Source organism: Pseudoxanthomonas sp. LjRoot125 (assembly GCF_964252705.1).
Classification (GTDB): Bacteria; Pseudomonadota; Gammaproteobacteria; order Xanthomonadales; family Xanthomonadaceae; genus Pseudoxanthomonas_A.
Map to the genome: position 1 here is coordinate 1,921,873 of NZ_CAXUOY020000001.1, position 21,692 is coordinate 1,943,564.

Below are 21,692 nucleotides of genomic sequence, written 5' to 3' on the forward strand. Positions count from 1 at the left end.
GTCCTGCGCCCGATCTTACGTCAGACGATGCGGTTTCCGGCCGCGTCCACGACTGCCTCGCCGTCTTCCTTGTTGAAGGCGCCGCGCTGCGGTTGCGGCAGGATGTCGAGCACCGCTTCCGAAGGGCGGCACAGTTTCGTGCCCAGGGCGGTGACCACGATCGGGCGGTTGATCAGCGCCGGATGGGCCAGCATGGCGTCGATGAGTGCCGCATCATCGGCGTCGGCAAGGCCCAGTTCCGAGTAAAGCGCCTCCTTGGTCCGGACGACCTCGCGCACGGGCGTGCCCATGGCCGCGATCAGCGACACCAGCGTCGTGCGATCAGGTGGCGTCTGCAGGTATTCGATGACCCGCGGCTCGATGCCGGCATTGCGGATCAGCCCCAGCGTATTGCGCGAGGTGCCGCAACCGGGGTTGTGGTAGATCGTCACGTCGTCCATCAGTACCAGTCCAGCAGCGAGATGCCCAGGCCGAGGTAGGTGGCCTTGTGGTTGTAGTCGATCAGGCTTTCGCCGTAACCATGGAAGACCTGCACATGGCCGCGGAAGGTGCGGTTGATCGGAAAGCCGTAGTCCACCTGCAACGCGCCGTGCGAATCGTCGCCGCCGCGCAGCGAGTGTCGTCCCAGCACGGTGAACACGTGGCCGCCTTTCGCATAGGTCAGCATCGCGTCGCCACGGCCGATGTAATCCTCGATGTCCGGATTGTCGTCGTCGTTCCCGTCCGGCACGCGATACCACGGCCGCACGACGAACGCCCAGTTCTCGCGGTCCAGGCCGATGGTGGCGATCACCCGGTTCCAGCTGCGCGACAGCGGATCGCTGCGCCCGTTGGACTGGTGGTTGATGCCGATGCCGGCCATGCGGCCCTTCCAACCGGCGATGCTGTAGTTGTTGCGGAACACCAGCATCACTTCCGGTTCGTAGTTGGTCTCGCGGAACGGGCGCGATTCCTCGCCGTTGAAGACCTGCCAGCGCGAGCTCTGGGTGTAGGCGCCCCACAGGTCGCCGTTGTCGCCGAACAGGTTCTCGGCGAACTTGGTCTTGAAGCTCAGCTGGAACTTCGCCTCGATGTCCTGCAGGTTCTGCGGCGTGGTGACGGTGTTGTCGGGATTCGGCGAGGTCGGAGTCTCGTTGACCTGGCTGGTCCAGAAGGCGGGCAGCAGGTAAACCGGCTTGTAGCCGCGCAGCTGGAAGACACCCAGCTTGGAGTCCTTGGCCAGCTCCCAGCGGCTGTCGAGCAACGAACCGCGCCCGGCGTTGGCGATCAGGTCGGCGTCCGCCGGGTCGTCCGCGCGGAACCACGCCCCCAGGCGGCGACGGGTGCGCTCACTGAGGGCCACATCATCGTCCTGCGCCTCGGCGGCGGTGCGGGCTTCGGCCCGGGCCTTGGCGCGGGCGGCGGCCTCGGCTTCCTTCGCCGCCACCGCTTCTTCATCCGCGCGACGGGTGTCGGCGGCGGTGCGTCCCAGGGCCTGGTCGTAGCAGGCCAGGCGCTGGGCGTCGTTCTCCAGCAGGAAGCAGGCTTCGGCCGATGTCACGACCGGCGCGCTTTCCTGCGCATGGGCGCTCAGTGCGCACGTAACTCCGATTACGAGGGGGAGCAGTCGAATGCAATGCGTCATGCAGGGGTCGCTCGATGGGGGCGCCGCCATTCTGCCAGCCGGCGCGCGAAGGTCAGAAGAACCAGGCGAAGACGAAGAGCCCCAGCATCGCGAAGGCCAGCCCCAGCTTGAGTACGACGCCGAGCACGATGCCCAGCCAGGTCGCGAGGCCGACTTTCGTGGCCTGGCGGAACTCTCGTCCATGCCATAGCTCACCGATCAGGGCGCCGATGAAAGGGCCTGCCAGCAGGCCGATAGGCATGAAGAACAGGCCGGCAAAGGTCCCGATGACGGTGCCCAGCAGCGCCTTCTTGCTGGCGCCCACCCGCTGTGCGCCGATCGTCGTGGAGAAAATATCGACCGCGAAGGACAGTGCGGTCAGCAGGCCCAGCACCACCAAAGTGACCCAGCCGATCTGCTGGAAATCCCCCGCCCAGGCCGCGAGCAGCATGCCGGCGAACACCAGCGGGAGGCCGGGCAGGGCCGGGAGGATGACCCCGGCGATGCCCACGAGGATCAACACGATGGCCACGGCGTAGTACAGATACTGGATGTCCAAACAATTCTCCTAGGGAATCAAGGGCTTGCCGGGGGGTTGACTTTCTCGTTCAAGCGTTTGCATTTTGCCAAATGCCGGGTTACTGTGCGGCCGCTGTCGTTGCCAAGGTCACCGTGCACCGTGGCCTGATGGGGTAGATCCAATGATCCGCTGCATCGCTTGTACCTCGTGTCCTCCTTGCAACCAGCCGCCGAGAGGCGTAACCACCACCCGTTCCAAGGAGCAACTAGATGTCCGAGCGTGAAACCGGAACCGTTAAATGGTTCAACGATGCCAAGGGCTTCGGCTTTATCAGCCGCGAGAATGGCGAAGACGTGTTCGTACACTTCCGCGCCATCCAGACCCAGGGTTTCAAGAGCTTGAAGGAAGGCCAGAAGGTCACCTTCACCGTCGTGCAGGGCCAGAAGGGCCTGCAGGCCGATGCGGTAGAACCCGCCTGAGTGATCGTAACGCGTACCGCGCCTGGCGCGGGCTCCGCAAGAAAAAGCCCGGCATCTGCCGGGCTTTTTCTTTGGCTCTCAGGATGGGTCTTCAGCGCAATACGACACGACCATTCTGGATGCGCACATAGGTGTTCTCGCGAATGCCACCCAGGTCGTGCTGGCTGATGGTCACGCGACGACCGTCGTCCATGCGGACCGTGACGTTGTAGGTGTCGCCGGTGGTGCGCTTCTGGATCGCGTTGCCAGCGGCCGCACCGGCCACCGCACCAGCGACCGTCGAGACGTTCTTGTTGCCCTCGCTGCCTCCGGTGCGGTCGGAAATCTGGCGACCCGCGACGGCACCGACGATGCCGCCGAGGACGGCGCCTGTCGCCGACGGCGCACTGCGGCCGGACGAGACCACATCGATGCGTTCGACGATGCCGCAGTCCGCACAGTAGCGATTGGCCGGCGCGCTGTAGCCGCCACCGTAGCCGCTGCTGCCATAGCCGGGGGAGGTGCTGGCACAACCGGCGAGGGCGACGGTAGCGGTCAGGCCGATGACGAGCAGACGCGTATTCATGGGGAGCCTCCTGGTGTGCGACGGGCCCGTGCGTGTGCCGGGTCCTCTCGTGTCACATGCTCGGCAGGGGCGCGTGAACGTGATGACAATCGGGCCGCTTGCGCGGCCCGGATGTCAGGTGGGATTCAGAGGCGTGAGGCCGCCGTCAACCCTTGAAGTCCTGGTGGCAGGCCTTGCAGTCGGCTCCCACTTTCTCGACCAGCGTGGACGCAGCGGCGCAATCGGTCGGTGGGGCGCTCAGCGCGGCATCCAGGTCGGCGCGGAACTGGCTCGTGTGGCTCTTGAAGCGCGCATCGTCCGCCAGTCCCGGAAACGCGAGCTCCAGGTCGTTGGCCATTGCACGCAGCGTGCGCACGTGCGGGATGGTGTCGGTGGCGGCGCAGCGGTTCTCTTTCACCTTGTCGGCGAGCTGGCCGGCATGCTTGCCCATCACGTGCATGACGCTGTGGGGGAACGGATCCTGGCGCGCCTGCAGCGCACGCATTGCCATCACGGTACAGATGGCGCCCACCACAAGGCCGATCAGGAAGAGGAAGAAGTAGCGTGAAGCGGCGGACGGCTTCTTGGTCTCGGGCTGGCTGGCCATGTGGCGGGCTCCTTGTAGGTGACGGGGCGATGGTACGACGGCCGTCACGGTTCGCGCCACGGCTTACACTAGTGAGATGAAGAAAGAACTCCGGGACCGGTTCGCCGGCATCGATCGCCTGTACGGCGTGGGCGCGACGGAACGCTACGCGGCGTCGCGCGTGGCCATCGTCGGCATGGGGGGCGTCGGGTCGTGGGTGGTGGAAGCCCTTGCACGCTCGGGCGTGGGTCATCTCACACTGATCGACGCCGACGACATCTGCGTCTCCAATACCAACCGCCAGTTGCCTGCACTGGAAGGTCAGTACGGCCGCAACAAGGCCGAGGCGATGGCCGACCGCTGTCGCGCGATCAATCCGTTGATCGACGTCGAAGTCGTTCCGCAGTTCCTGACCGCTTCCAACATGGGCGAGTTGCTGGACCGCGATTTCGACCTGGTGCTCGATGCTTGCGACAGCTTCCGGGTGAAAGTGGAGATGATCGCGTGGTGCCGGCGACGGAAGCTGCCGGTCGTGGTCTCCGGTTCGGCGGGAGGGCGCACCGATCCCACCCAGATCCGCCTGCGCGATCTCTCGCGCACCGAGCACGACGCCTTGCTGGCGCTGGTCCGCAAGAAGCTGCGCGCGGAGTTCAATTTCCCGAAGAACCGCGACCGCTACTTCGGTGTGCAAGCCGTCTATTCGCTGGAGAACGTGAACTACCCGCAGGCCGATGGCACCGTCTGTGGCCTGCGCCCGCAACTGGGCGCCGATGCGGCATTGAAGCTGGACTGCGGCGTCGGCCTGGGTGCGGCGACGCACATCACCGGCGCCTTCGCGTTCGCGATGGTGGGCAAGGCGCTGGAACTACTGTTGAAGAAATCCCGCGTCGTCAGTGCGACGGTAGCTTGAACAAGCGTTCTGCGTTGCGCGTGGTGGCCCGGGCGAGCTCGTCGGGTGCAAGGTCGCGCAGCCCGGCGATGACGTCGCGGATCACCGGCAGCCGCCCAGGTTCGTTGCGTTGCCCGCGGATGCCAGCATCGGGCTGGTCCGGCGAATCCGTTTCCAGCAGCAGGTAATCCAGCGGCATCGTGGCGGCGAGGGTGCGCAGTCGGTTCGCGCGTTCGTAGGTCACCGGGCCACCCAGGCCGATCAGGAAGCCGGCCTGCCACAGCTGCTTCGCTTGTTCCGGGCTGCCGGAAAAACTGTGCACCACGCCGCGCAGGTCGCCGACCCGCCTGATCGACGTAATCACGGCGTCCACCGCACGACGCGCGTGCACGATCAGCGGCAGGTCGAACTCGCGCGCGAGTCGGAGTTGGCCATCGAAGTACTGCTGCTGCGTCTCCGCATCCAGCCCTTCCACGAAGAAATCAAGGCCGCATTCGCCGACGGCGACCGGCTTTTCCCGTTCGATCCAGGTGCGCAGGTCGTCGAGGTGCGCGGGCCGATGTTCTGACAGGTACATCGGATGCAAGCCATAGGCGGCGAATAGGCCCGCATCCTGCGCGCAGACGTCGCGCAGTTTCGGCCACGACGCCGCCGTCACGGCAGGCACCACCTGGCGCGTCACCCCGGCGGCGCGTGCACGTGCGAGCACGGACGCGCGATCGGCGTCCAGCTCGGGCGCATCGAAGTGGCTGTGGCTGTCGACCAGCATGGCGTCAACGGTGCGCGTCGGGCGCCTCGAGCGAAGAGGGCGGGTCTTTCCTGCGCTTCCAGTTGGCGAGCAGCAGCGTGCCGAGGCCGAACAGGATTTCATCCACGAACGGCACCGGATCGGGCAGGAACAACGTCACCACGAACAGCCCCGCGGTGATCTTGAACAGCGTGGGGTAGCGCAACTTGCGCGCCCAATCGAGGAAGGGCAGCAGGATGGGGCTGGGCATGGCGTCGGCACTCGAACGCGTTGGGATGGGCGTCACGCTAGCATGATCGGCAGGTCACGGAATCGTTCATTTTCCGTTGTTTTTCGTGGCCGTTCGCGGGTACTTGGTTCAGGTTCGCAGTGGTGCAATGATGACCAATGTGAACCGGGCGAGGCCCGACTTGGAGGCAGCGATGAAGAGCAATACCACAACGATTCTTGTCGCCGTCGGCGCGCTGCTGGTGGGCGGTGTGGCCACTGCGGCTTTCCTCAAGGGCGGCGACAAGGGCCCGGCGGATGCCGGCCTGGTGACGGCCGCGGATGGCGCACTGGTCGCGGACGATGCGGCCTCGACCGACAACCAGATCCCGGTAGGCACCCTGCAGTACGCCGAAGTGGTCAAGTCCGCTCCCGTGACGAGTTCGGAGAAGCTGTACGCCACGGTGATCGGTACCGAAGCCGTGCGCGAGACGACGACCAGCACCACGCCGCGCGAGGTCTGCCAGGACGTGGTCGTGCAGGAACGTGCGCCTGAGCGCGACGGCAACGTCGGCGGCACGGTCGCGGGCGCCGTGATCGGTGGTCTGCTGGGCAACCAGGTGGGCAGCGGCAGCGGCAAGAAGGCCGCGACGGTAGCCGGCGCAGTCGCCGGTGGCGCCATCGGCAACCAGGTGGACAAGCGCCACGTCGGCGGCAAGGTCGTCAGCCGTACCGAGCGCCAGTGCCATACCGAGAATGCGACGTCCGAGTCCTCGCGCGTGACCGGCTACAACGTCACTTACCGCAACCCGGACGGCACCACCGGCACGATGCGCATGGACAGCAAGCCGGGCAGCCGCATCGCCCTGGGCACGACGGACAAGGTGGTCGGCTACGACGTGACCTACCGTTTCGAGGGCCAGGAAAAGACGATCCGCATGGAACAGGAGCCGGGCGCCCGCCTGCCGGTGATCGACGGCCAGGTCGTCACCCAGACCGCCAGCGTGGATACGCCCAAGCAGGGCTGATCCCGCGGTCCCGGCCGGGACCTGCGTTTCAACGTGGCACCCCTCGAAGGCCGGCGTTTCGCCGGCCTTCGCTTTGCGGACTGGCGCTTACCGGCGCGGACGGCCACCGCATACAATCGCTGGATACCTCAAACGCCGGTTGAAATGCGATGGCCCTGAACCCGTACGACCTGTTCGATGTCCGCTCCCTGCTGAGCGAAGAGGAGCGCGCTGTCCAGGACGCCGTGGCGCGCTTCACCGATGAGCGTGTACGGCCGATCATCGGTGACGCTTTCGATCAGGGGCGTTTCCCGAAGGAACTCGTGCCGGAGATCGCCGAACTTGGCCTGCTGGGTTCCTCGTTGCCGGAAAAGTACGGCTGCGCCGGCCTCAACGCGGTCAGCTACGGTCTGATCTGCCAGGAACTCGAGCGCGGCGACAGCGGTATCCGCAGCTTCGTCAGTGTGCAGTCCTCGCTGTGCATGTACCCCATCTATGCCTACGGCAGCGAAGAACAGCGTGAGCGCTGGCTGCCGGACATGGCGGCCGGCAAGGTCATCGGCTGCTTCGGCCTGACCGAACCCCACGGCGGCTCCGACCCGGCCAACATGAAGACCCACGCGCGCCGAGATGGCGACGATTGGGTCATCAACGGATCGAAGATGTGGATCACCAACGGCAACCTGGCCGACATCGCGATCGTCTGGGCGCAGACCGACGACGGGATCCAGGGCTTCCTGCTCGAGAAGGGCATGGCCGGGTTTACCGCGCAGGAGATCAAGCACAAGATGAGCCTGCGCGCATCGGTGACCAGCGCGCTGTTCTTCGACAACGTGCGCGTGCCCGACAGCAGCCGCCTGCCCAACGTCAAAGGCCTGAAGGGCCCGCTGGGCTGCCTGACCCAGGCGCGCTACGGCATCACCTGGGGCCCGATCGGCGCCGCCATCGCGTGCCTCGACGAAGTGCTGGCCTACACGAAGGAACGCATCCTGTTCGACCGCCCGGTGGCGGCCACGCAGAGTGCGCAGATCAAGATGGCCGAGATGGCCCGCCGGATCACCCTGGCGCAGTTGCTGTCGCTGCAGTTGGGTCGCCTGAAGGATGCCGGCACCATGGCGCCTTCGCAGGTGTCGCTGGCGAAATGGAACAACTGCCGCATGGCCATCGACATCGCCCGCGAATGCCGCGACCTGCTGGGCGGCGCCGGCATCACCACCGAGCACGCTGCCATCCGCCACGCGTTGAACCTGGAATCGGTCATTACCTACGAAGGCACGGAAACCGTGCACCAGCTGGTGATCGGCCGCGAGCTGACGGGCATCAACGCGTTCTGAGGAAGCGCCGCATCGCGCGCGGCTGAGGCGCGCGCGGAGCGGGTGTTCAGCGCGTGGGTGGCCTTCCGTTCTGGGATGACGTGGCACCGATGGACCTTTCCGAACTCCAACTCGAAACGCCCCGCCTGCTGCTGCGCTTGCCGCGGCGGGAGGACTACGAAGCGTGGGCCGCGTTCGCCACCGATGAAGAGACCATGCGTTACATCGGCGGCACGCAGGCCCGTTCGCCGGCATGGCGCAGCCTGGCGGCGACGCTGGGCAGTTGGCATCTGCAGGGCTTCGGGATGTTCTCGGTGATCGAGAAAGCGACCGGCCGCTGGATCGGCCGGGTAGGGCCGTGGCAGCCGGAAGGCTGGCCGGGCACCGAGGTGGGCTGGAGCATCGCCCGCGGGGCCTGGGGGCGTGGCTACGCGCCCGAGGCGGCGACGGCGAGCGTGGACTGGGCGTTCGACCACCTGGGGTGGGAGGACGTGATCCACACCATCGACCCGCAAAACGCGAACTCGAAGGCGGTCGCTGCGAAACTCGGTTCGGCCTACCTGCGGATGGATCGCCTGCCCGAACCGCACCACGAGAAACCGGTCGAAGTCTGGGGCCAGACGCGCGCGCAGTGGCAGGCACGCAGGGTCGCCCAACCGTGACGCCAACGTCCGCGCTGCACGCAGGCCTGCACGATGCCTTGCCCGAGCTGGCGCGGACGTTCCGCGATCCTTGGTGGATCATCGGCAGTGCCGCGATGGTGCTGGCGGATATTCCGAACGTCGCACCGCAGGACATCGACGTACTCTGCAGCCGTCGCGATGCGCTGCAATTGCGGGAGGCCTGGATCGATCATGTCGATGCGACCTACCGCCCCGCAGACGAAACCCGCTTCCGTTCCGCGTTCGCGCGCTTCGTGCATCTGCCGATGCCGGTGGAAGTCATGGGCGGACTGGAGCTGATGACAGCCGCGGGATGGCGGCCCGTGCAGGTGCACGACGACCTGCGCCTCGACGTCGCCGGCCATGAAGTGCGCGTTCCGACGTTGGATGAGCAACGCCGCATCCTGCTCGCGTTCGGTCGGGAGAAGGATCTCGCCAAGGCCGCCCGCATTCCCGTATCGCCGGAGCACCCGCATGTCGCCTGATCCCGTCACCGTCCATGGCATGTCCACCTCGGGCAACTGCCACAAGGTGCGCCTGTTGCTCGAACAGCTCGCACGGCCTTACGCGTGGGTCGAGGTCGACAGCGCCAACGGTGGTACCCGCACGCCGGACTACCTGGCGAAAAACCCCAACGGCAAGGTGCCGATGCTGGAGCGCGCGGACGGCGCGATCCTGGTGGAGTCGAACGCCATCCTCTGCTGGCTGGCCGAGGGCAGTCCGTACTTGCCGGCCGATGCCTGGCAGCGTGCGCAGGCATTGAGCTGGCTGTTCTTCGAACAGTACAGCCACGAGCCCTGCATCGCGGTGGCGCGCTTCATCCGCGGATGGACGCCCGTGGATTCGCCGCGCCGTGCCGACCTGCCTCGTCTGCAGGAACGCGGCGCCCAGGCGCTGGCCGTGATGGAGAAGCACCTGCAAGGCGCGGCGTGGTTCACCGGCGACGACTACGGCGTGGCCGACATCGCGCTGTTCGCCTACACCCATTGCGCCGACGACGGCGGCTTCGACCTCGCCGCATACCCGCATATCTCTGCCTGGCTGGCCCGCGTACGCGCCCGGCCGGGTTTCGTTCCCATGCCCGGCGTGAGCGACGATGTCGCCGCACGCCTGGCGTCCTCCTGATCCGAGCGAGCACATGACTGCCAAAGCAATTCCCGCACGCATGAAGGGCCTGAACCGGGCCGAGATCTGCGACCAGAATTTCGTCGAGTTCGTCAGGGAATGGGACGGCCAGGTGCGCACCGCGCCGGCCCACGGCGATCCCGTGCTACCCGGCAGCGCGCTGGATGCGACCGGCTTCGTGGAGCTGCTCGAATCCCAGCTCGTGAGCCGCCATCTCGACCTGATGGCGCGCGTGCTGCGCGTACAGAACAAGGTTTTCTACACCATCGGTTCCAGCGGCCACGAAGGCAATGCGATGGTGGCGCGTGCGACACGCCATACCGATCCGGCCTTCCTGCACTACCGCAGCGGCGGGTTCATGGCCGAACGCTTCCGCAAGCTGCCCGGCATGGATCCCGTGATGGACTCCGCGCTGAGCTTCGCTGCCAGCGCGGAAGACCCCGCGTCCGGCGGCCGCCACAAGGTGTGGGGCAGCAAGCCGTTGTGGGTGCTGCCGCAGACCTCGACGATCGCCTCGCACCTGCCCAAGGCACTGGGCACCGCCGTGGCGATCGAACAGGCGCGCCGCATCGGAATCGGCCATGCGCTGCCGATTCCCGACGACAGCATCGCGATCTGTTCGTTCGGCGATGCGTCCTCGAACCATGCCACCGCACAGACCGCGTTCAACGCGGCGGCATGGACGGCTTACCAGAAGCTTCCGGCCCCCGTGTTGTTCGTCTGCGAGGACAACGGCATCGGCATCTCGGTGAAGACGCCGGACGGCTGGATCGGGCGCAACTTCCGCGACCGCGCCGACCTGGACTATTTCCATGCCGATGGTTTGGATCTCGCCGCGGGCTACGGGCAAGTGCAGGCCGCGGTCGAGCATTGCCGGCGCACGCGCCGTCCCACGTTCCTGCACCTGCGCACCACCCGCATCATGGGCCACGCCGGTACCGACTTCGAGATCGAATGGCGTCCGCTGGAGGAACTGTGCGCGGTCGAGGCGACCGATCCGCTGCTGCGCAGCGCCGCGGTCGCGCTGGCATCGGGCTTGTACACCAAGGAGTCTCTGCTCGCGACATACGAAGCCATGCGCAAGCGCTGCTTCGCTGCCGCGGAAGATGCCGACCGCCGTCCGCGCATCACGACGCTGGATCAGGTGATGGCGCCGCTCGCGCCCTACACGCCCGGCGCGGTGGCGGCGGAAGCCGCGCGCGAAGCACCGCACGATGTCCGCGTGGCCGCCTTCGGTAGCGAGGACAAGTTGCCCGAGAAGTTGCCGCCGCGGCATCTCGCCATCCAGATCAACAACGCGTTGCACGACCTGTTCTGCAAGTATCCGGAGACGCTGTTGTTCGGCGAAGACGTGGCCCAGAAGGGCGGCGTGTACACGGTCACCAAGGGCCTGCAGAAGGCGTTCAAGGGCAGCCGCGTGTTCAATACGCTGCTCGACGAGACGATGATCCTCGGCCTGGCCCAGGGTTACGCCAACATGGGCATGCTGCCGCTGCCGGAAATCCAGTACCTGGCGTACTTCCACAACGCCTGCGACCAGATCCGCGGCGAGGCGGCTAGCCTGCAGTTCTTCAGCAACGACCAGTACCGCAACCCGATGGTCGTGCGCGTCGCCGGCCTCGGGTACCAGCGGGGATTCGGCGGGCATTTCCACAACGACAATTCGATCACGGCCTTGCGCGACATCCCGGGACTGGTCGTCGGGTGCCCCTCGCGTGGCGATGATGCCGCCACCATGCTGCGCACGCTGGCGGCGCTGGCGAAGGTGGATGGGCGCGTCACCCTGTTCCTCGAGCCGATCGCGCTGTACATGACCAAGGACCTGTACGAAGCCGGCGACGGACAGTGGCTGTTCCCGTATCCGCCGCAGAGCGAGACGATGGTTCTGGGCGAGGGGCGCGTGTACGGTGAAGGCGCGGACGATCTGGTGATCTTCACCTATGGCAATGGCGTACCGATGAGCCTGCGTGCTGCAAGGACCATCGAACGCAAGCATGGCTGGAAGGTGCGTGTGGTCGACCTGCGCTGGTTGGTGCCGCTCAATGCCGCCTTCATCGCCGAGCAGGCGAAGACGGCCAAGCGCATCCTGGTGGTGGATGAGGGCCGGCAGGCGGCCGGCGTGGGCGAGGGCGTCATCACGGCGATCGCCGAGGCGGGCTACCGTGCGCGCCCGTTCCAGCGCGTGGTCGGCGCCGATACCTACACGCCGCTGGCTGGCGCGGCTTTCCTCGTGTTGCCGGGCGACGAGGATATCGTCGCGGCCGCCGACCGGCTGGCATGATGGCGACTCCCTGATCGAGGAACGCACATGCCTACGCCCCGCATCGGCATCATCATCGGCAGCCTGCGCGAGGGCTCCTACAACCGGCAGCTCGCGCATGCGGTGCAGCGGCTGGCCGGCGATCGCTTCGCGTTCGAGGAGATCGGCATCGGCGACCTGCCGCTGTACGACCAGGACGACGATGCGGATTTCCCGGCGGCGGGCCGGCAGTTCAAGCAGCAGGTGGAAGCCTGCGATGCGCTGCTGTTCATCACGCCGGAGTACAACCGCTCGATTCCTGGCGTGCTGAAGAACGCCATCGACGTGGGTAGTCGTCCCGGTGGCAGCAATTCCTTCGGCGGCAAGCGCGCGGCGATCGTCGGTACCTCACCGGGCGCGCATGGCACGGTGTCGGCCCAGCAACACCTGCGTAACGTACTGGCGGCGGTCGACGTGGCGGTGCTGCCGCAGCCCGAGATCGCCATCCAGTATCGCGAAGGCCAGATCGATGCGGCGGGCGATATCGCCGACGAGCGCCTGCGCAAGCGCCTGCAGCTGTTCCTGGATCGTATCGAAGCCTGGTTGGCCTGAGCCGTCAGGCCGGGCGCAATAGCGCCAGGCCATCGCGCAGGCGCTGCAGCGGGCGGCGGTCGTTCGGGCTCTCGTCGGCCAGCATGCCCGCGAGTGCGCGTCGGAAAGGTGTCAGTCGCCGACCCGCTCGCAGCACCCCCTCGCGCAGCAAACGTGCCGGCGTACGGTCGTCGGTGTACAGCTCCACGATGGCGCGCGTGGCCAGGTACAGCGGCCGCGTGCCGCGACGATGGCGGCGCTCGTAGTGCGCCAGCCCTTCCGCGCACCCGAGGTCCACCTTGCGCTGGATCGCGTCGCGCGCCATGGCAGCCAGCCGCTCGACGCTGGCCAGGCCGAGATTGAAGCCATGCGCCGTGACCGGGTGCATGCCGACCGCTGCATCTCCGGCCAGCGCGAACCGGCGCCCGACAAACCGGCGCGCATAGACGCCCACCAGCGGATACACATGCCGGCTGCTTTCCAGCTTCATGTGGCCCAGGCGGTGCCCGTAACGCTGCTCCATCTCGCAGGCGAACGCGTCGATGTCCAGCGCGGCGAGGCGTCGCGCCGCGGCGTCGGGCAGGGTGATGACCACGGAGGACTCGTGTTCCTTAAGCGGGAGCAGCGCCAGTGTCTGCCCCTGGCCGAACCATTCCCACGCCACGCCCTGATGCGGCTGTTCGTGATGCATGCGGCAGACCAGCATGCTCTTGCCGAAATCGTACTGATCGGCCCCGATGCCCATCGCGCGGCGCGTCTCGGAGAAGCGGCTGTCAGCCGCGATCAGGAGCGGTGCTTCCAGGCGGAGTCCGTCGCCGAGGGTGATGCCGGCATGGTCGTCGGTCGTGCGGACGGCATGGATGCGCGCGCCATCGAAGAAATCCAGCCCGGGCAGGTCGCTGACGGCCTTCCATGCCGCTTCGCGGATCCGCTGGTTCGGCACCAGCATGCCGAGCTGTTCCTTGCCGGCCAGCGCGGCGTCGATGCGCATGTCGTGCAGGCTGTCGCCTTCCATCACCCGCGCGGCGCGCAGGGGCGAGCAGGCGTCGTCGGGCAGGTGCTGCCAGATCCCGAGGTCGCGCAGCAGGCGCATCGAAGCATGCGTCAACGCGATTTCGCGGCCATCGAACGCAGGTTCTGCGATGGCCGCGCGCGACTGGCGCTCCACGAGGGCGACCTTGAGGTCGAGATCGCACAAGGCCTTGGCCAGGCATAACCCAGCTGGGCCGGCGCCGATGATGATGACGTCGTGGTGCATGCGCGTGTCCTCGTGCCTGGGTTCACGGCAGTCTAGGCACGCCGCCGTCCACGTCATTGACGTGGATCAATCGCCACGCAGAATCGTCAGCGGTTCAAGCCGTCAAGCAAGGGAACGCGCGCCAGCGCCTGCGTATCGGCCGACAAGCCTTCGCCGGTATGGTCCAGCGGCAGCACAGCCAGCAGCAGGGTCTGCGGACCGTCCGCTACGGTGCTTACGACTTCCCCAATGTCGCGCTCGCTGTCGCGCACCATGACACCCGGAGCGATGGAGCCTGCCGCGTGGAAGCCCTGCAACGCGCGCTTGGCCTTGCCGAGGAAATGGGTGCGCGCCACGATTTCCTGCCCCGGATAGCAACCCTTCTTGACGCTGTAGGCGGCCAGCCGGTCCAGCGCGAGTTGCTGCGGCGTCCATTGCTCGCGTTGCGCATCGGGAAGGCGCGGAAGACCATGGCGCAAGTCAGCGGCACGCCACATGGTCTGCGCCGTAACGTCATCGACGGCCGGCGCGCCGACACGCAGCGTGCGGGGGCCGCCTTGCCCGCTCCAGTCCAGTTCGAGCACGCCGTCGTCCATCGCCAGCGTCGCGCCATGCGCCACGACGGGTGCGGCGAAAGCACCGCTGATCGCCGTATCGACGGGGAGCTCGATCTTCAACTTTCGTCTAAACACGAAACGTCGCAGGGACTCGACGAATGCGGGGGCAGGGTGGTCCGGCAGGACCAGCCACACGCGGTCCTCCGCCAGCCGCGCCAGCGCAAACACCGCCATCACGCGTCCCTTGGGCGTCAGCCACGCGTTCCACTGCCATTGCCCGGCCGGCAAGCCGGCCACGTCGTTGGCGAACTGGGCCTGTGCAAACGCCGCCGCATCAGGCCCTTCCAGCGTCACCAGGGCGTGGTCGGACAGGGCGAAAAACGGCGCGGTGGTACGGGAAAGGTTGTCAGCCAAGGGGGTGGGGATTAAAATTTTGTGCGTTGCGAGACCGCCATGATAGGTCAAACACCCCCGACTCCCGACACCGATCCCGGAACACAGCCACCCGAAACCTCGACCCCGCAAGCGGGCGACGGGGCAGGGGGAACGGCCGTGGCGAAGGAGATCGGCGGACGCGACGGGCCCGAGCCCACGCGTTACGGGGATTGGGAAAAGAACGGGCGCTGCATCGATTTCTGAGCAGCGTTTCAGCCAACGCGGTCACGACCGCCCAGCCGAGACAACGAGCGCGTCAATGGCGACTCCACAACGTCCGCTTTCCCCCCATCTGCAGGTCTACCGCTGGCAGATCCAGATGGCGACCTCCATCCTGCACCGCGCCACCGGCATCGTCCTCGCCGCCGGCGCCCTGGTGATCACCGCGGGCCTGCTGACGCTGATGATCGGCCCCGAAGCCTGGAATTGCTTCACCGACCTGGCGCGCGCCTGGTACGGCCAGCTGTTCCTGTTCGGTTGGACCTGGGCCTTCGCCTACCACCTGTGCAACGGCATCCGCCACATCGTGCAGGACTTCGCGATCGGTTACCGCATCGCCACGTTCGTGCGCAACAGCTGGCTGTCGGTGATCGGCAGCCTGGTCATCACCGCCCTGGTGTGGGCGTACGTGCTGCTGGGAGGTGGCGCATGAGCAACTTCCGCACGCCCATCAAGAATGCGCGCGGCCTGGGCTCGGCGAAGACCGGCACCGAGCATTTCGTCCACCAGCGCCTGACCGCCACCGCGCTGGTCGCGCTGACGATCTGGTTCCTGGTGTTCGTGCTGAGCCTGATCGGCGCCGATTACGTCACCGCCACCGCTGCCGTGTCCAAGCCGTGGAATGCCGTGCTGCTCGTGGGCTTCCTGGTGGCCATGTTCTGGCACGCCCAGCTCGGCCTGCAGGTCGTGCTGGAAGACTACGTTCACAACTCGCTGCTCGCCCTCGCGGTGCAGACCACCGTCAAGTTCATCGCCGTGCTGGGCGCCATCGTGAGCGTCTTCGCCGTGGCCCGCATCGCGCTGGGGAATTGAGTCAATGTCCGCTTACAAGATCACCGAACACAAGTACGACATGGTCGTGGTGGGCGCCGGCGGCGCCGGCCTGCGCGCGACCTTCGGCCTGGCCGCCAAGGGCCTGCAGACCGTCTGCCTGACCAAGGTCTTCCCGACCCGCTCGCACACCGTCGCAGCGCAGGGCGGCATCTCCGCCGCGCTCGGCAACATGGGCGAGGACGACTGGCGCTACCACTTCTACGACACCATCAAGGGCTCGGACTGGCTGGGCGACCAGGACGCCATCGAGTACATGTGCCGCGAGGCCATCCCGGCCATCATCGAGCTGGAGCACTACGGCGTGCCGTTCTCGCGTACCGAGGAGGGCAAGATCTACCAGCGCCCGTTCGGTGGCATGACGACCAAGTACGGCGAAGGTCCGCCGGCGCAGCGCACCTGCGCCGCAGCCGACCGCACCGGCCACGCCATGCTGCACACGCTGTACCAGCAGTCGCTGGCGCACGATGCGCGCTTCATGGTCGAGTACTTCGCGCTTGACCTGATCTTCGACGAAGAAGGCGCCTGCCGCGGCGTGCTCGCCCTGGACATGGCCACCGGCACGCTGCACCTGTTCCGCGCCCATGGCGTGGTGCTGGCCACCGGCGGCTACGGCCGTGCCTACTTCTCGGCGACCTCCGCGCACACCTGCACGGGCGACGGCGGCGGCATGGTGATGCGTGCCGGCCTGCCGATGCAGGACATGGAGTTCGTGCAGTTCCACCCGACCGGCATCTACGGCGCGGGCTGCCTGATCACCGAAGGCGTGCGCGGCGAAGGCGGCATCCTGCGCAACAGCAATGGCGAGCGCTTCATGGAGCGCTATGCACCGCACTACAAGGACCTGGCCTCGCGCGACGTGGTCAGCCGCTCGATGACCATCGAGATCCGCGAAGGCCGCGGCGTGGGCGAGCACAAGGACCACATCCTGCTCGACCTGACCCACCTGGGTCCGGAAGTCATCAACGAGAAGCTGCCCGGCATCGCCGAAAGCGCCCACATCTTCGCCGGCGTGGACGTGACCAAGCAGCCGATCCCGGTCATCCCGACCGTGCACTACAACATGGGCGGCATCCCGACCAACTACCACGGCGAAGTGGTGCGCAAGGTCGGCGACAACCCGGATGCCGTCGTGCCCGGCCTGTACGCCATCGGCGAAGCCGCCTGCGTATCGGTGCACGGCGCCAACCGCCTGGGCTCGAACTCGCTGCTCGACCTGGTCGTATTCGGCCGCGCGGTGGCCAACCGCTGCGCCGAGACCATCAAGAGTGGTTCGTCGCACAAGCCGCTGGCGGGCGATGCCTGCGACAAGGCGCTGTCGCACCTGGACAAGCTGCGCAACGCGAATGGCGACACGCCCACCTCGGTGATCCGCGACAACATGCAGCGCACGATGCAGGCCGACGCCGCCGTGTTCCGCACCAGCAAGACGCTGAAGGAAGGCTGCGACAAGATGGCCGACATCTTCTCCAGCTTCCAGGACGTCAAGGTCAGCGACCGCTCGCTGATCTGGAACTCCGACCTGATCGAGACCTACGAGCTGCACAACCTGCTGCTCAGCGCGGTCGCGACGATCAACTCGGCCGAGCAGCGCCACGAGAGCCGTGGCGCGCACGCGCACGAGGACTTCCCGGAGCGCGACGACGTCAACTGGCAGAAGCACACGCTGGTCAACGTCGCCGAAGACGGCAAGTGCAGCTTCGATTTCCGCCCCGTGCACATGTACACGCTCAGCAAGGACGTGGATGTGGTGCCGCCCAAGCCGCGCGTTTACTGAGCCCGGGAGACCTGACACATGGCCGAATTTTCGCTCCCGAAGAACTCGCGCGTCACCAAGGGCAAGCACTTCCCCGCGAAGGGCGCCAAGAACGTGCGCACCTTCAAGGTGTACCGCTGGAACCCGGACGACGGCGCCAATCCGCGCACCGACACGTACGAAGTCGATCTCGACAAGTGCGGCCCGATGGTCCTGGACGCGCTGATCAAGATCAAGAACGAGATCGATCCCACGCTGACTTTCCGCCGCTCGTGCCGCGAAGGCATCTGCGGTTCGTGCGCGATGAACATCGATGGCACCAACACGCTGGCCTGCACCAAGGCGATCGGCGATTGCGGCAAGGCGGAAGTGCCGATCTATCCGCTGCCGCACATGGAGGTGGTGAAGGATCTGGTTCCCGACCTGACCCATTTCTACGCGCAATACGCCTCGATCAAGCCCTGGATCCGCACGCAGACCCCGGCCCCGCCGGATCGCGAGCGCCTGCAATCGCCGGAAGACCGCAAGAAGCTGGACGGCCTGTACGAGTGCATCCTGTGCGCCTGCTGCTCGACGAGCTGCCCGAGCTACTGGTGGAACGGCGAACGTTACCTCGGCCCGGCGATCCTGCTGCAGGCCTACCGCTGGATCATCGATTCGCGCGACGAGGACACCGGTGCGCGCCTGGACGATCTGGAAGATCCGTTCAAGCTGTACCGCTGCCACACCATCATGAACTGCGCCCGGACCTGCCCGAAGGGCCTGAACCCGGCGCTGGCGATCGCCGAGATCAAGAAGCTGATGATGGCGCGTCGCGCCTGACCGCATGAGCGACGGACCTGCCACGGCAATCCTCTGGCCCGCCGTGGCGATGGCCGGCCTGACCTTCCTCGTGTGGGTCAGGCTGTACCAGCTCCGCCTGGGGGAAATGGCCCGCAAGCGCATCCACGCGCAATCGCTGGCGAATGCCGCGGATTCGGTGCGCCTGCTGAGTGATACCCGCGCGTCGGACAACTTCCGCAATCTCTTCGAGCTGCCGGTGCTGTTCTATGCCGGCGTGCTGCTGGCGGCGCAGCTCGGCGTCTCGGATGCGGTGTCGCTCGCGCTGGCATGGGCGTTCGTCGCGTTGCGGGCGGTGCACAGCCTGGTGCACTGCACCTTCAACCATGTCATGACCCGCTTCGTGGCCTATGCGCTGGCAACGCTGGTGTTGATCGCGTTCTGGGTGCGCCTCGCGCTGGCGCTGGCCGCGATATGAGCGACGATCCCGAACTCAAGCGCATCCGTTGGCGCTGCCGGCGCGGGATGCGCGAACTGGACCAGCTGTTCGGTCGTTATCTCGACCGCAGCTGGGCGACCGAATCCGAGCCGCAGCGCGTTGTTTTCCTACGGTTGCTGGATTGCGAGGACGATAAGCTCTGGCGCTGGTTCATGGGCTACGAGCAGTGTCCCGATGCGGAACTCGCCGCGCTGGTCGAACGGATCCGTCAGCTGCCGGCTTGAGTGGCACCCGTCGCGCCTGTTGCAGGCATGCCTGGTCGTCGAGGGGTTGCTGGCGGCCGCGTCCCTCCTGATATGCGAAATGCCGCGCGCGTTCGCCTGGCCGGGCGCCGTGCTGGCGCTCGCCCGCGGCCTGTGGCTCGCCCACGCCCATGGCGTGCAGCCGGAGCGGACGTTCTGGTTCCCGGGCGACGATAGGCCTCCCACGGTCGACGGGGCCCTTCTCCACGATGCCCAGCTCCGTTGGCGGGGCCCCCTCGCGTTCCTGCGCTGGCGGGAGTCGCCGGGCGGACGCTGGCAGCATGCGGCCTGGTGGCCCGATACGCTGCCTGCCCGAGCCCGGCGTGAACTGCGCCTTGCTGCGGGCGGTGGCGATGCTGGGCGGCCGGGTGGAGCGATGGCACCATAGGGGTCTATGTTCAAACCCATTCCCGTCGCCATCGGCCTGCGCTATCTCCGCGCCAAGCGCCGCAACGGTTTCATCTCCTTCATCTCGCTGGCCTCGGTCGTGGGCATCGCCCTCGGCGTGATGATCCTGATCACCACGCTGTCGGTGATGAGCGGCTTCCAGCGCGAAATCCGCGATCGCTTGCTGCAGGCCACGGCGCACGCCACGGTAATGGGGGCAGGCGAGGCCATGCACGACTGGCCGCATGCCACCAAGATCGCGATGGACGACCCGCGCGTGTCGGGTGCCGCTCCTTTCATCAACGTGCAGGCGATGCTGACGGGCAATGCGGATCCGCAGGGTGCGCTGGTCACCGGCATCCTGCCCGGCGAGGAGCCGAAGGTTTCCGTGATCGGCGACAAGATGAAGGCCGGCACGCTGGACTCGCTGAAGCCGGGTGAATTCCACATCCTGCTGGGCCAGGAACTGGCGGCCTGGCTCCGCGTCGGCGTCGGCGACAGCGTCGTGGTCACCGCGGGCGACTTCCAGGGCACGCCGATGGGTGCGATGCCCAAGATCAAACGCTTCACCGTCACCGGCATCTTCGCGGTCGGCCACAACGACGTGGACCGGAACCTCGCACTCGTCCACATGGGCGACCTGCAGCGCGTGCTGCGGATGGGCGAGGGCGTGACCGGTGTTCGCCTGAAACTGCACGATATGTACCAGTCCTGGGACGTGGCGCGCGACCTCGCGCTGCGCCTGCAAGGCCCTTACCGGATCAGCGACTGGACCAGCGAGAACGCCAACCTCTATCACTCGCTGAAGATGGAAAAAACGGTGATGGGCATCCTGTTGTCCTTCATCATCCTGATGGGTGCCTTCTCGCTGGTGAACTCGCAGGTCATGCTGGTCACCGACAAACAGGCCGATATCGCCATCCTGCGCACGCTCGGCCTCACGCCGCGCGGCGTGATGCAGGTCTTCATGGTCCAGGGCGTACTGATTGGCGTGATGGGCACCGTGTTGGGCGTGATCGGCGGCATCTTGCTGACCATCAACCTCGAATACATCCTCGCGGCCATCGAGGCCGTGTTCAAGGTCACCCTGCTGCCCTCGGATGTCTACTACATCACCGGTTTGCCGTACGAACTCGACGCAGGCGAAGTGGTGCTGATCGCGGCCGTGGCGCTGACGATGAGCTTCCTGGCCACGCTGTACCCCGCGTGGCGTGCCGCCCGCACCCAGCCTGCGGAGGCGCTGCGCTATGAATGAGTCCATCCGCACTGCGGTCATCCATGCCGAAGCGCTGGGCAAGACCTACGCCGAAGGGAAGCTGCGCACCCCGGTCTTCGACGGCCTGGAGCTCAACGTGCAGCCGGGCGAGACCGTGGCCATCGTTGGTGCGTCGGGTGCGGGCAAGAGCACCTTGCTGCATCTGCTGGGCGGGCTCGACACGCCCACCTCCGGCGAGGTCTACGTGGCCGGCAAGAAGATGTCGTCGCTATCGGATGCCGCGCGCGGCCAGCTACGCAATACCTCACTCGGTTTCGTCTACCAGTTCCACCACCTGCTGCCCGAGTTCACCGCGCTCGAGAACGTCATGATGCCGGTGATGTTGGGCGGCGCCGGCACGGTCGATGCGGCCGCGCGCGCGAAGGCGTTGCTGGAATCGGTGGGCCTGGGGCATCGCCTCGAGCACAAGCCCGGCGAGTTGTCGGGTGGTGAACGCCAGCGCGCCGCCGTCGCTCGCGCCCTGGTCAATCAACCCGCCTGCGTGCTCGGCGACGAACCGACCGGCAACCTGGACGAGAAGACCGCTGCCGTCGTGTTCGACCTGATGCTCGAGCTCAATCGCGCGCAGAAAACCAGTCTGGTGCTGGTGACCCACGATCGTCGTCTGGCGCGTCGACTGGATCGGGTGCTTGAACTCCATGAAGGCAAGCTACGCGAATTGGCGCCGGAAGCTGTCTGATTGTCCTTTCCCGCGCCTGGCTGCCGCCAGGAGCGTGACGGTCGAAGCATCACTTCGGCCGGAATGACACGTCAGGCCTGCGGGGTTTCCATCCATGGTTCGCGCGCGCCCTGCCGATACCAGTGCCGCCAGCCGTGGCGATAAGCGTGTTGGATGTACGGGCCGCGAAGGATCCGTTCTTCGGATTGCGTGGATGATTCGGTACCCAATAGGTAGGCGGCCGCCGACCATGCGTCCACGACGTCACTCGGTGTGCGGGCGAGTTGCTGGTCTACCAGTGT

Annotated in this window: 27 protein-coding genes; 18 read left to right on the top strand and 9 right to left on the bottom strand. The window is 66.6% G+C overall.

All coding sequences use genetic code 11. The annotated features are described in order from the left end of the window. Window positions 1–20: 20 nt before the first annotated feature. Genes arsC through ACSION_RS08900 form a run of 3 tightly spaced genes read right to left on the bottom strand, consistent with a single transcriptional unit; the run spans window position 21 to window position 2,162 of the window. Window positions 21–440, bottom strand: coding sequence for an arsenate reductase (glutaredoxin) (gene arsC / locus ACSION_RS08890; protein WP_435305687.1), 420 nt, complete (start codon window positions 438–440; stop codon window positions 21–23). Beyond that, the gene (locus tag ACSION_RS08895) at window positions 440–1,624 is read right to left on the bottom strand and encodes a phospholipase A (RefSeq protein ID WP_435305688.1); all 1,185 of its coding nucleotides are present in this window, start codon (window positions 1,622–1,624) and stop codon (window positions 440–442) included. The genes arsC and ACSION_RS08895 overlap by 1 nt, the downstream gene beginning before the upstream one ends. 52 nt (window positions 1,625–1,676) lie before the next feature. Beyond that, the gene (locus ACSION_RS08900) at window positions 1,677–2,162 is read right to left on the bottom strand and encodes a DUF456 domain-containing protein (RefSeq protein WP_435305689.1); all 486 of its coding nucleotides are present in this window, start codon (window positions 2,160–2,162) and stop codon (window positions 1,677–1,679) included. Between the two features lie 230 nt (window positions 2,163–2,392). Here ACSION_RS08900 and ACSION_RS08905 point away from each other — a divergent pair, with 230 nt between their 5' ends. Next, window positions 2,393–2,602, top strand: coding sequence for a cold-shock protein (locus ACSION_RS08905; RefSeq protein ID WP_093490713.1), 210 nt, complete (start codon window positions 2,393–2,395; stop codon window positions 2,600–2,602). 91 nt (window positions 2,603–2,693) lie between these two features. Here the strand turns inward: ACSION_RS08905 and ACSION_RS08910 are convergent, their stop codons facing one another. Both ACSION_RS08910 and ACSION_RS08915 read right to left on the bottom strand, forming a co-directional pair. Further along, entirely contained in the window at window positions 2,694–3,167 is a 474-nt protein-coding gene (locus ACSION_RS08910) for a glycine zipper 2TM domain-containing protein (RefSeq protein ID WP_093490714.1), read from the bottom strand. A gap of 145 nt (window positions 3,168–3,312) precedes the next feature. Next, window positions 3,313–3,753 (bottom strand): cytochrome c, encoded by a 441-nt coding sequence (locus tag ACSION_RS08915; protein ID WP_093490715.1) that lies wholly within the window; start codon window positions 3,751–3,753, stop codon window positions 3,313–3,315. A gap of 76 nt (window positions 3,754–3,829) precedes the next feature. Between ACSION_RS08915 and ACSION_RS08920 the strand changes: the two genes are divergently transcribed. Further along, on the top strand, window positions 3,830–4,642 hold the full coding sequence (locus ACSION_RS08920; protein WP_435305690.1) for a tRNA threonylcarbamoyladenosine dehydratase: 813 nt from the start codon (window positions 3,830–3,832) through the stop codon (window positions 4,640–4,642). Here the strand turns inward: ACSION_RS08920 and ACSION_RS08925 are convergent. Together ACSION_RS08925 and ACSION_RS08930 are read right to left on the bottom strand one after the other, a co-directional pair. Continuing rightward, window positions 4,623–5,390, bottom strand: a complete 768-nt coding sequence (locus ACSION_RS08925) for a TatD family hydrolase (RefSeq protein WP_435305691.1) — start codon at window positions 5,388–5,390, stop codon at window positions 4,623–4,625. The genes ACSION_RS08920 and ACSION_RS08925 overlap by 20 nt on opposite strands. Window positions 5,391–5,394: 4 nt before the next feature. Continuing rightward, the gene (locus tag ACSION_RS08930; protein ID WP_435305692.1) at window positions 5,395–5,619 is read right to left on the bottom strand and encodes a DUF6116 family protein; all 225 of its coding nucleotides are present in this window, start codon (window positions 5,617–5,619) and stop codon (window positions 5,395–5,397) included. Window positions 5,620–5,791: 172 nt separating this feature from the next. Between ACSION_RS08930 and ACSION_RS08935 the strand changes: the two genes are divergently transcribed. The 7 genes from ACSION_RS08935 to ACSION_RS08965 all read left to right on the top strand — a co-directional run bounded on the left by ACSION_RS08935 (window position 5,792) and on the right by ACSION_RS08965 (window position 12,534). Continuing rightward, window positions 5,792–6,604, top strand: coding sequence for a glycine zipper 2TM domain-containing protein (locus ACSION_RS08935; RefSeq protein ID WP_435305693.1), 813 nt, complete (start codon window positions 5,792–5,794; stop codon window positions 6,602–6,604). Between the two features lie 149 nt (window positions 6,605–6,753). Continuing rightward, window positions 6,754–7,917 carry an acyl-CoA dehydrogenase family protein gene (locus tag ACSION_RS08940; protein ID WP_056880919.1) on the top strand — a complete coding sequence of 388 codons (1,164 nt, stop codon included), beginning with the start codon at window positions 6,754–6,756 and terminating at the stop codon, window positions 7,915–7,917. A gap of 89 nt (window positions 7,918–8,006) precedes the next feature. Continuing rightward, a complete protein-coding gene (locus ACSION_RS08945) occupies window positions 8,007–8,558 on the top strand; it encodes a GNAT family N-acetyltransferase (protein ID WP_435305694.1) in 552 nt (183 codons plus the stop codon). After that, window positions 8,555–9,043, top strand: a complete 489-nt coding sequence (locus ACSION_RS08950) for a hypothetical protein (RefSeq protein ID WP_435305695.1) — start codon at window positions 8,555–8,557, stop codon at window positions 9,041–9,043. Before ACSION_RS08945 ends, ACSION_RS08950 begins: the two co-directional genes overlap by 4 nt. Continuing rightward, window positions 9,033–9,683 (top strand): glutathione S-transferase family protein, encoded by a 651-nt coding sequence (locus tag ACSION_RS08955; protein WP_435305696.1) that lies wholly within the window; start codon window positions 9,033–9,035, stop codon window positions 9,681–9,683. The genes ACSION_RS08950 and ACSION_RS08955 overlap by 11 nt, the downstream gene beginning before the upstream one ends. Window positions 9,684–9,696: 13 nt before the next feature. Then, window positions 9,697–11,964, top strand: coding sequence for a thiamine pyrophosphate-dependent enzyme (locus tag ACSION_RS08960; RefSeq protein WP_435305697.1), 2,268 nt, complete (start codon window positions 9,697–9,699; stop codon window positions 11,962–11,964). A gap of 27 nt (window positions 11,965–11,991) precedes the next feature. Continuing rightward, window positions 11,992–12,534 carry an NADPH-dependent FMN reductase gene (locus ACSION_RS08965; RefSeq protein ID WP_435305698.1) on the top strand — a complete coding sequence of 181 codons (543 nt, stop codon included), beginning with the start codon at window positions 11,992–11,994 and terminating at the stop codon, window positions 12,532–12,534. Between the two features lie 4 nt (window positions 12,535–12,538). Here ACSION_RS08965 and ubiM read toward each other — a convergent pair whose 3' ends face one another. Together ubiM and ygfZ are read right to left on the bottom strand one after the other, a co-directional pair. Further along, complete coding sequence (ubiM, locus tag ACSION_RS08970; RefSeq protein ID WP_435305699.1) at window positions 12,539–13,771, bottom strand: 5-demethoxyubiquinol-8 5-hydroxylase UbiM; 1,233 nt, start codon at window positions 13,769–13,771, stop codon at window positions 12,539–12,541. Between the two features lie 86 nt (window positions 13,772–13,857). Next, the gene (gene ygfZ, locus ACSION_RS08975) at window positions 13,858–14,721 is read right to left on the bottom strand and encodes a CAF17-like 4Fe-4S cluster assembly/insertion protein YgfZ (RefSeq protein ID WP_435305700.1); all 864 of its coding nucleotides are present in this window, start codon (window positions 14,719–14,721) and stop codon (window positions 13,858–13,860) included. Window positions 14,722–14,760: 39 nt separating this feature from the next. Here ygfZ and ACSION_RS08980 point away from each other — a divergent pair, with 39 nt between their 5' ends. The 9 genes from ACSION_RS08980 (at window position 14,761) to lolD (ending at window position 21,411) form a co-directional block, all read left to right on the top strand. Then, a complete protein-coding gene (locus tag ACSION_RS08980; RefSeq protein WP_435305701.1) occupies window positions 14,761–14,946 on the top strand; it encodes a DUF1674 domain-containing protein in 186 nt (61 codons plus the stop codon). Window positions 14,947–15,001: 55 nt separating this feature from the next. Then, on the top strand, window positions 15,002–15,394 hold the full coding sequence (gene sdhC / locus ACSION_RS08985; RefSeq protein WP_435305702.1) for a succinate dehydrogenase, cytochrome b556 subunit: 393 nt from the start codon (window positions 15,002–15,004) through the stop codon (window positions 15,392–15,394). After that, the gene (gene sdhD, locus ACSION_RS08990) at window positions 15,391–15,774 is read left to right on the top strand and encodes a succinate dehydrogenase, hydrophobic membrane anchor protein (RefSeq protein ID WP_093490729.1); all 384 of its coding nucleotides are present in this window, start codon (window positions 15,391–15,393) and stop codon (window positions 15,772–15,774) included. The genes sdhC and sdhD overlap by 4 nt, the downstream gene beginning before the upstream one ends. Window positions 15,775–15,778: 4 nt before the next feature. Then, window positions 15,779–17,569, top strand: a complete 1,791-nt coding sequence (sdhA, locus tag ACSION_RS08995) for a succinate dehydrogenase flavoprotein subunit (protein WP_093490730.1) — start codon at window positions 15,779–15,781, stop codon at window positions 17,567–17,569. An 18-nt stretch (window positions 17,570–17,587) separates the two neighbouring features. Continuing rightward, window positions 17,588–18,370 (top strand): succinate dehydrogenase iron-sulfur subunit, encoded by a 783-nt coding sequence (locus tag ACSION_RS09000; protein WP_056880929.1) that lies wholly within the window; start codon window positions 17,588–17,590, stop codon window positions 18,368–18,370. A 4-nt stretch (window positions 18,371–18,374) separates the two neighbouring features. Further along, window positions 18,375–18,806 (top strand): MAPEG family protein, encoded by a 432-nt coding sequence (locus ACSION_RS09005; RefSeq protein ID WP_435305703.1) that lies wholly within the window; start codon window positions 18,375–18,377, stop codon window positions 18,804–18,806. Continuing rightward, window positions 18,803–19,051, top strand: a complete 249-nt coding sequence (locus ACSION_RS09010) for a succinate dehydrogenase assembly factor 2 (RefSeq protein WP_056880931.1) — start codon at window positions 18,803–18,805, stop codon at window positions 19,049–19,051. The genes ACSION_RS09005 and ACSION_RS09010 overlap by 4 nt, the downstream gene beginning before the upstream one ends. A gap of 412 nt (window positions 19,052–19,463) precedes the next feature. Continuing rightward, window positions 19,464–20,711 carry a lipoprotein-releasing ABC transporter permease subunit gene (locus ACSION_RS09015; RefSeq protein WP_093490734.1) on the top strand — a complete coding sequence of 416 codons (1,248 nt, stop codon included), beginning with the start codon at window positions 19,464–19,466 and terminating at the stop codon, window positions 20,709–20,711. Then, a complete protein-coding gene (gene lolD, locus ACSION_RS09020) occupies window positions 20,704–21,411 on the top strand; it encodes a lipoprotein-releasing ABC transporter ATP-binding protein LolD (protein ID WP_435305704.1) in 708 nt (235 codons plus the stop codon). The genes ACSION_RS09015 and lolD overlap by 8 nt, the downstream gene beginning before the upstream one ends. Window positions 21,412–21,692 lie beyond the last annotated feature (281 nt).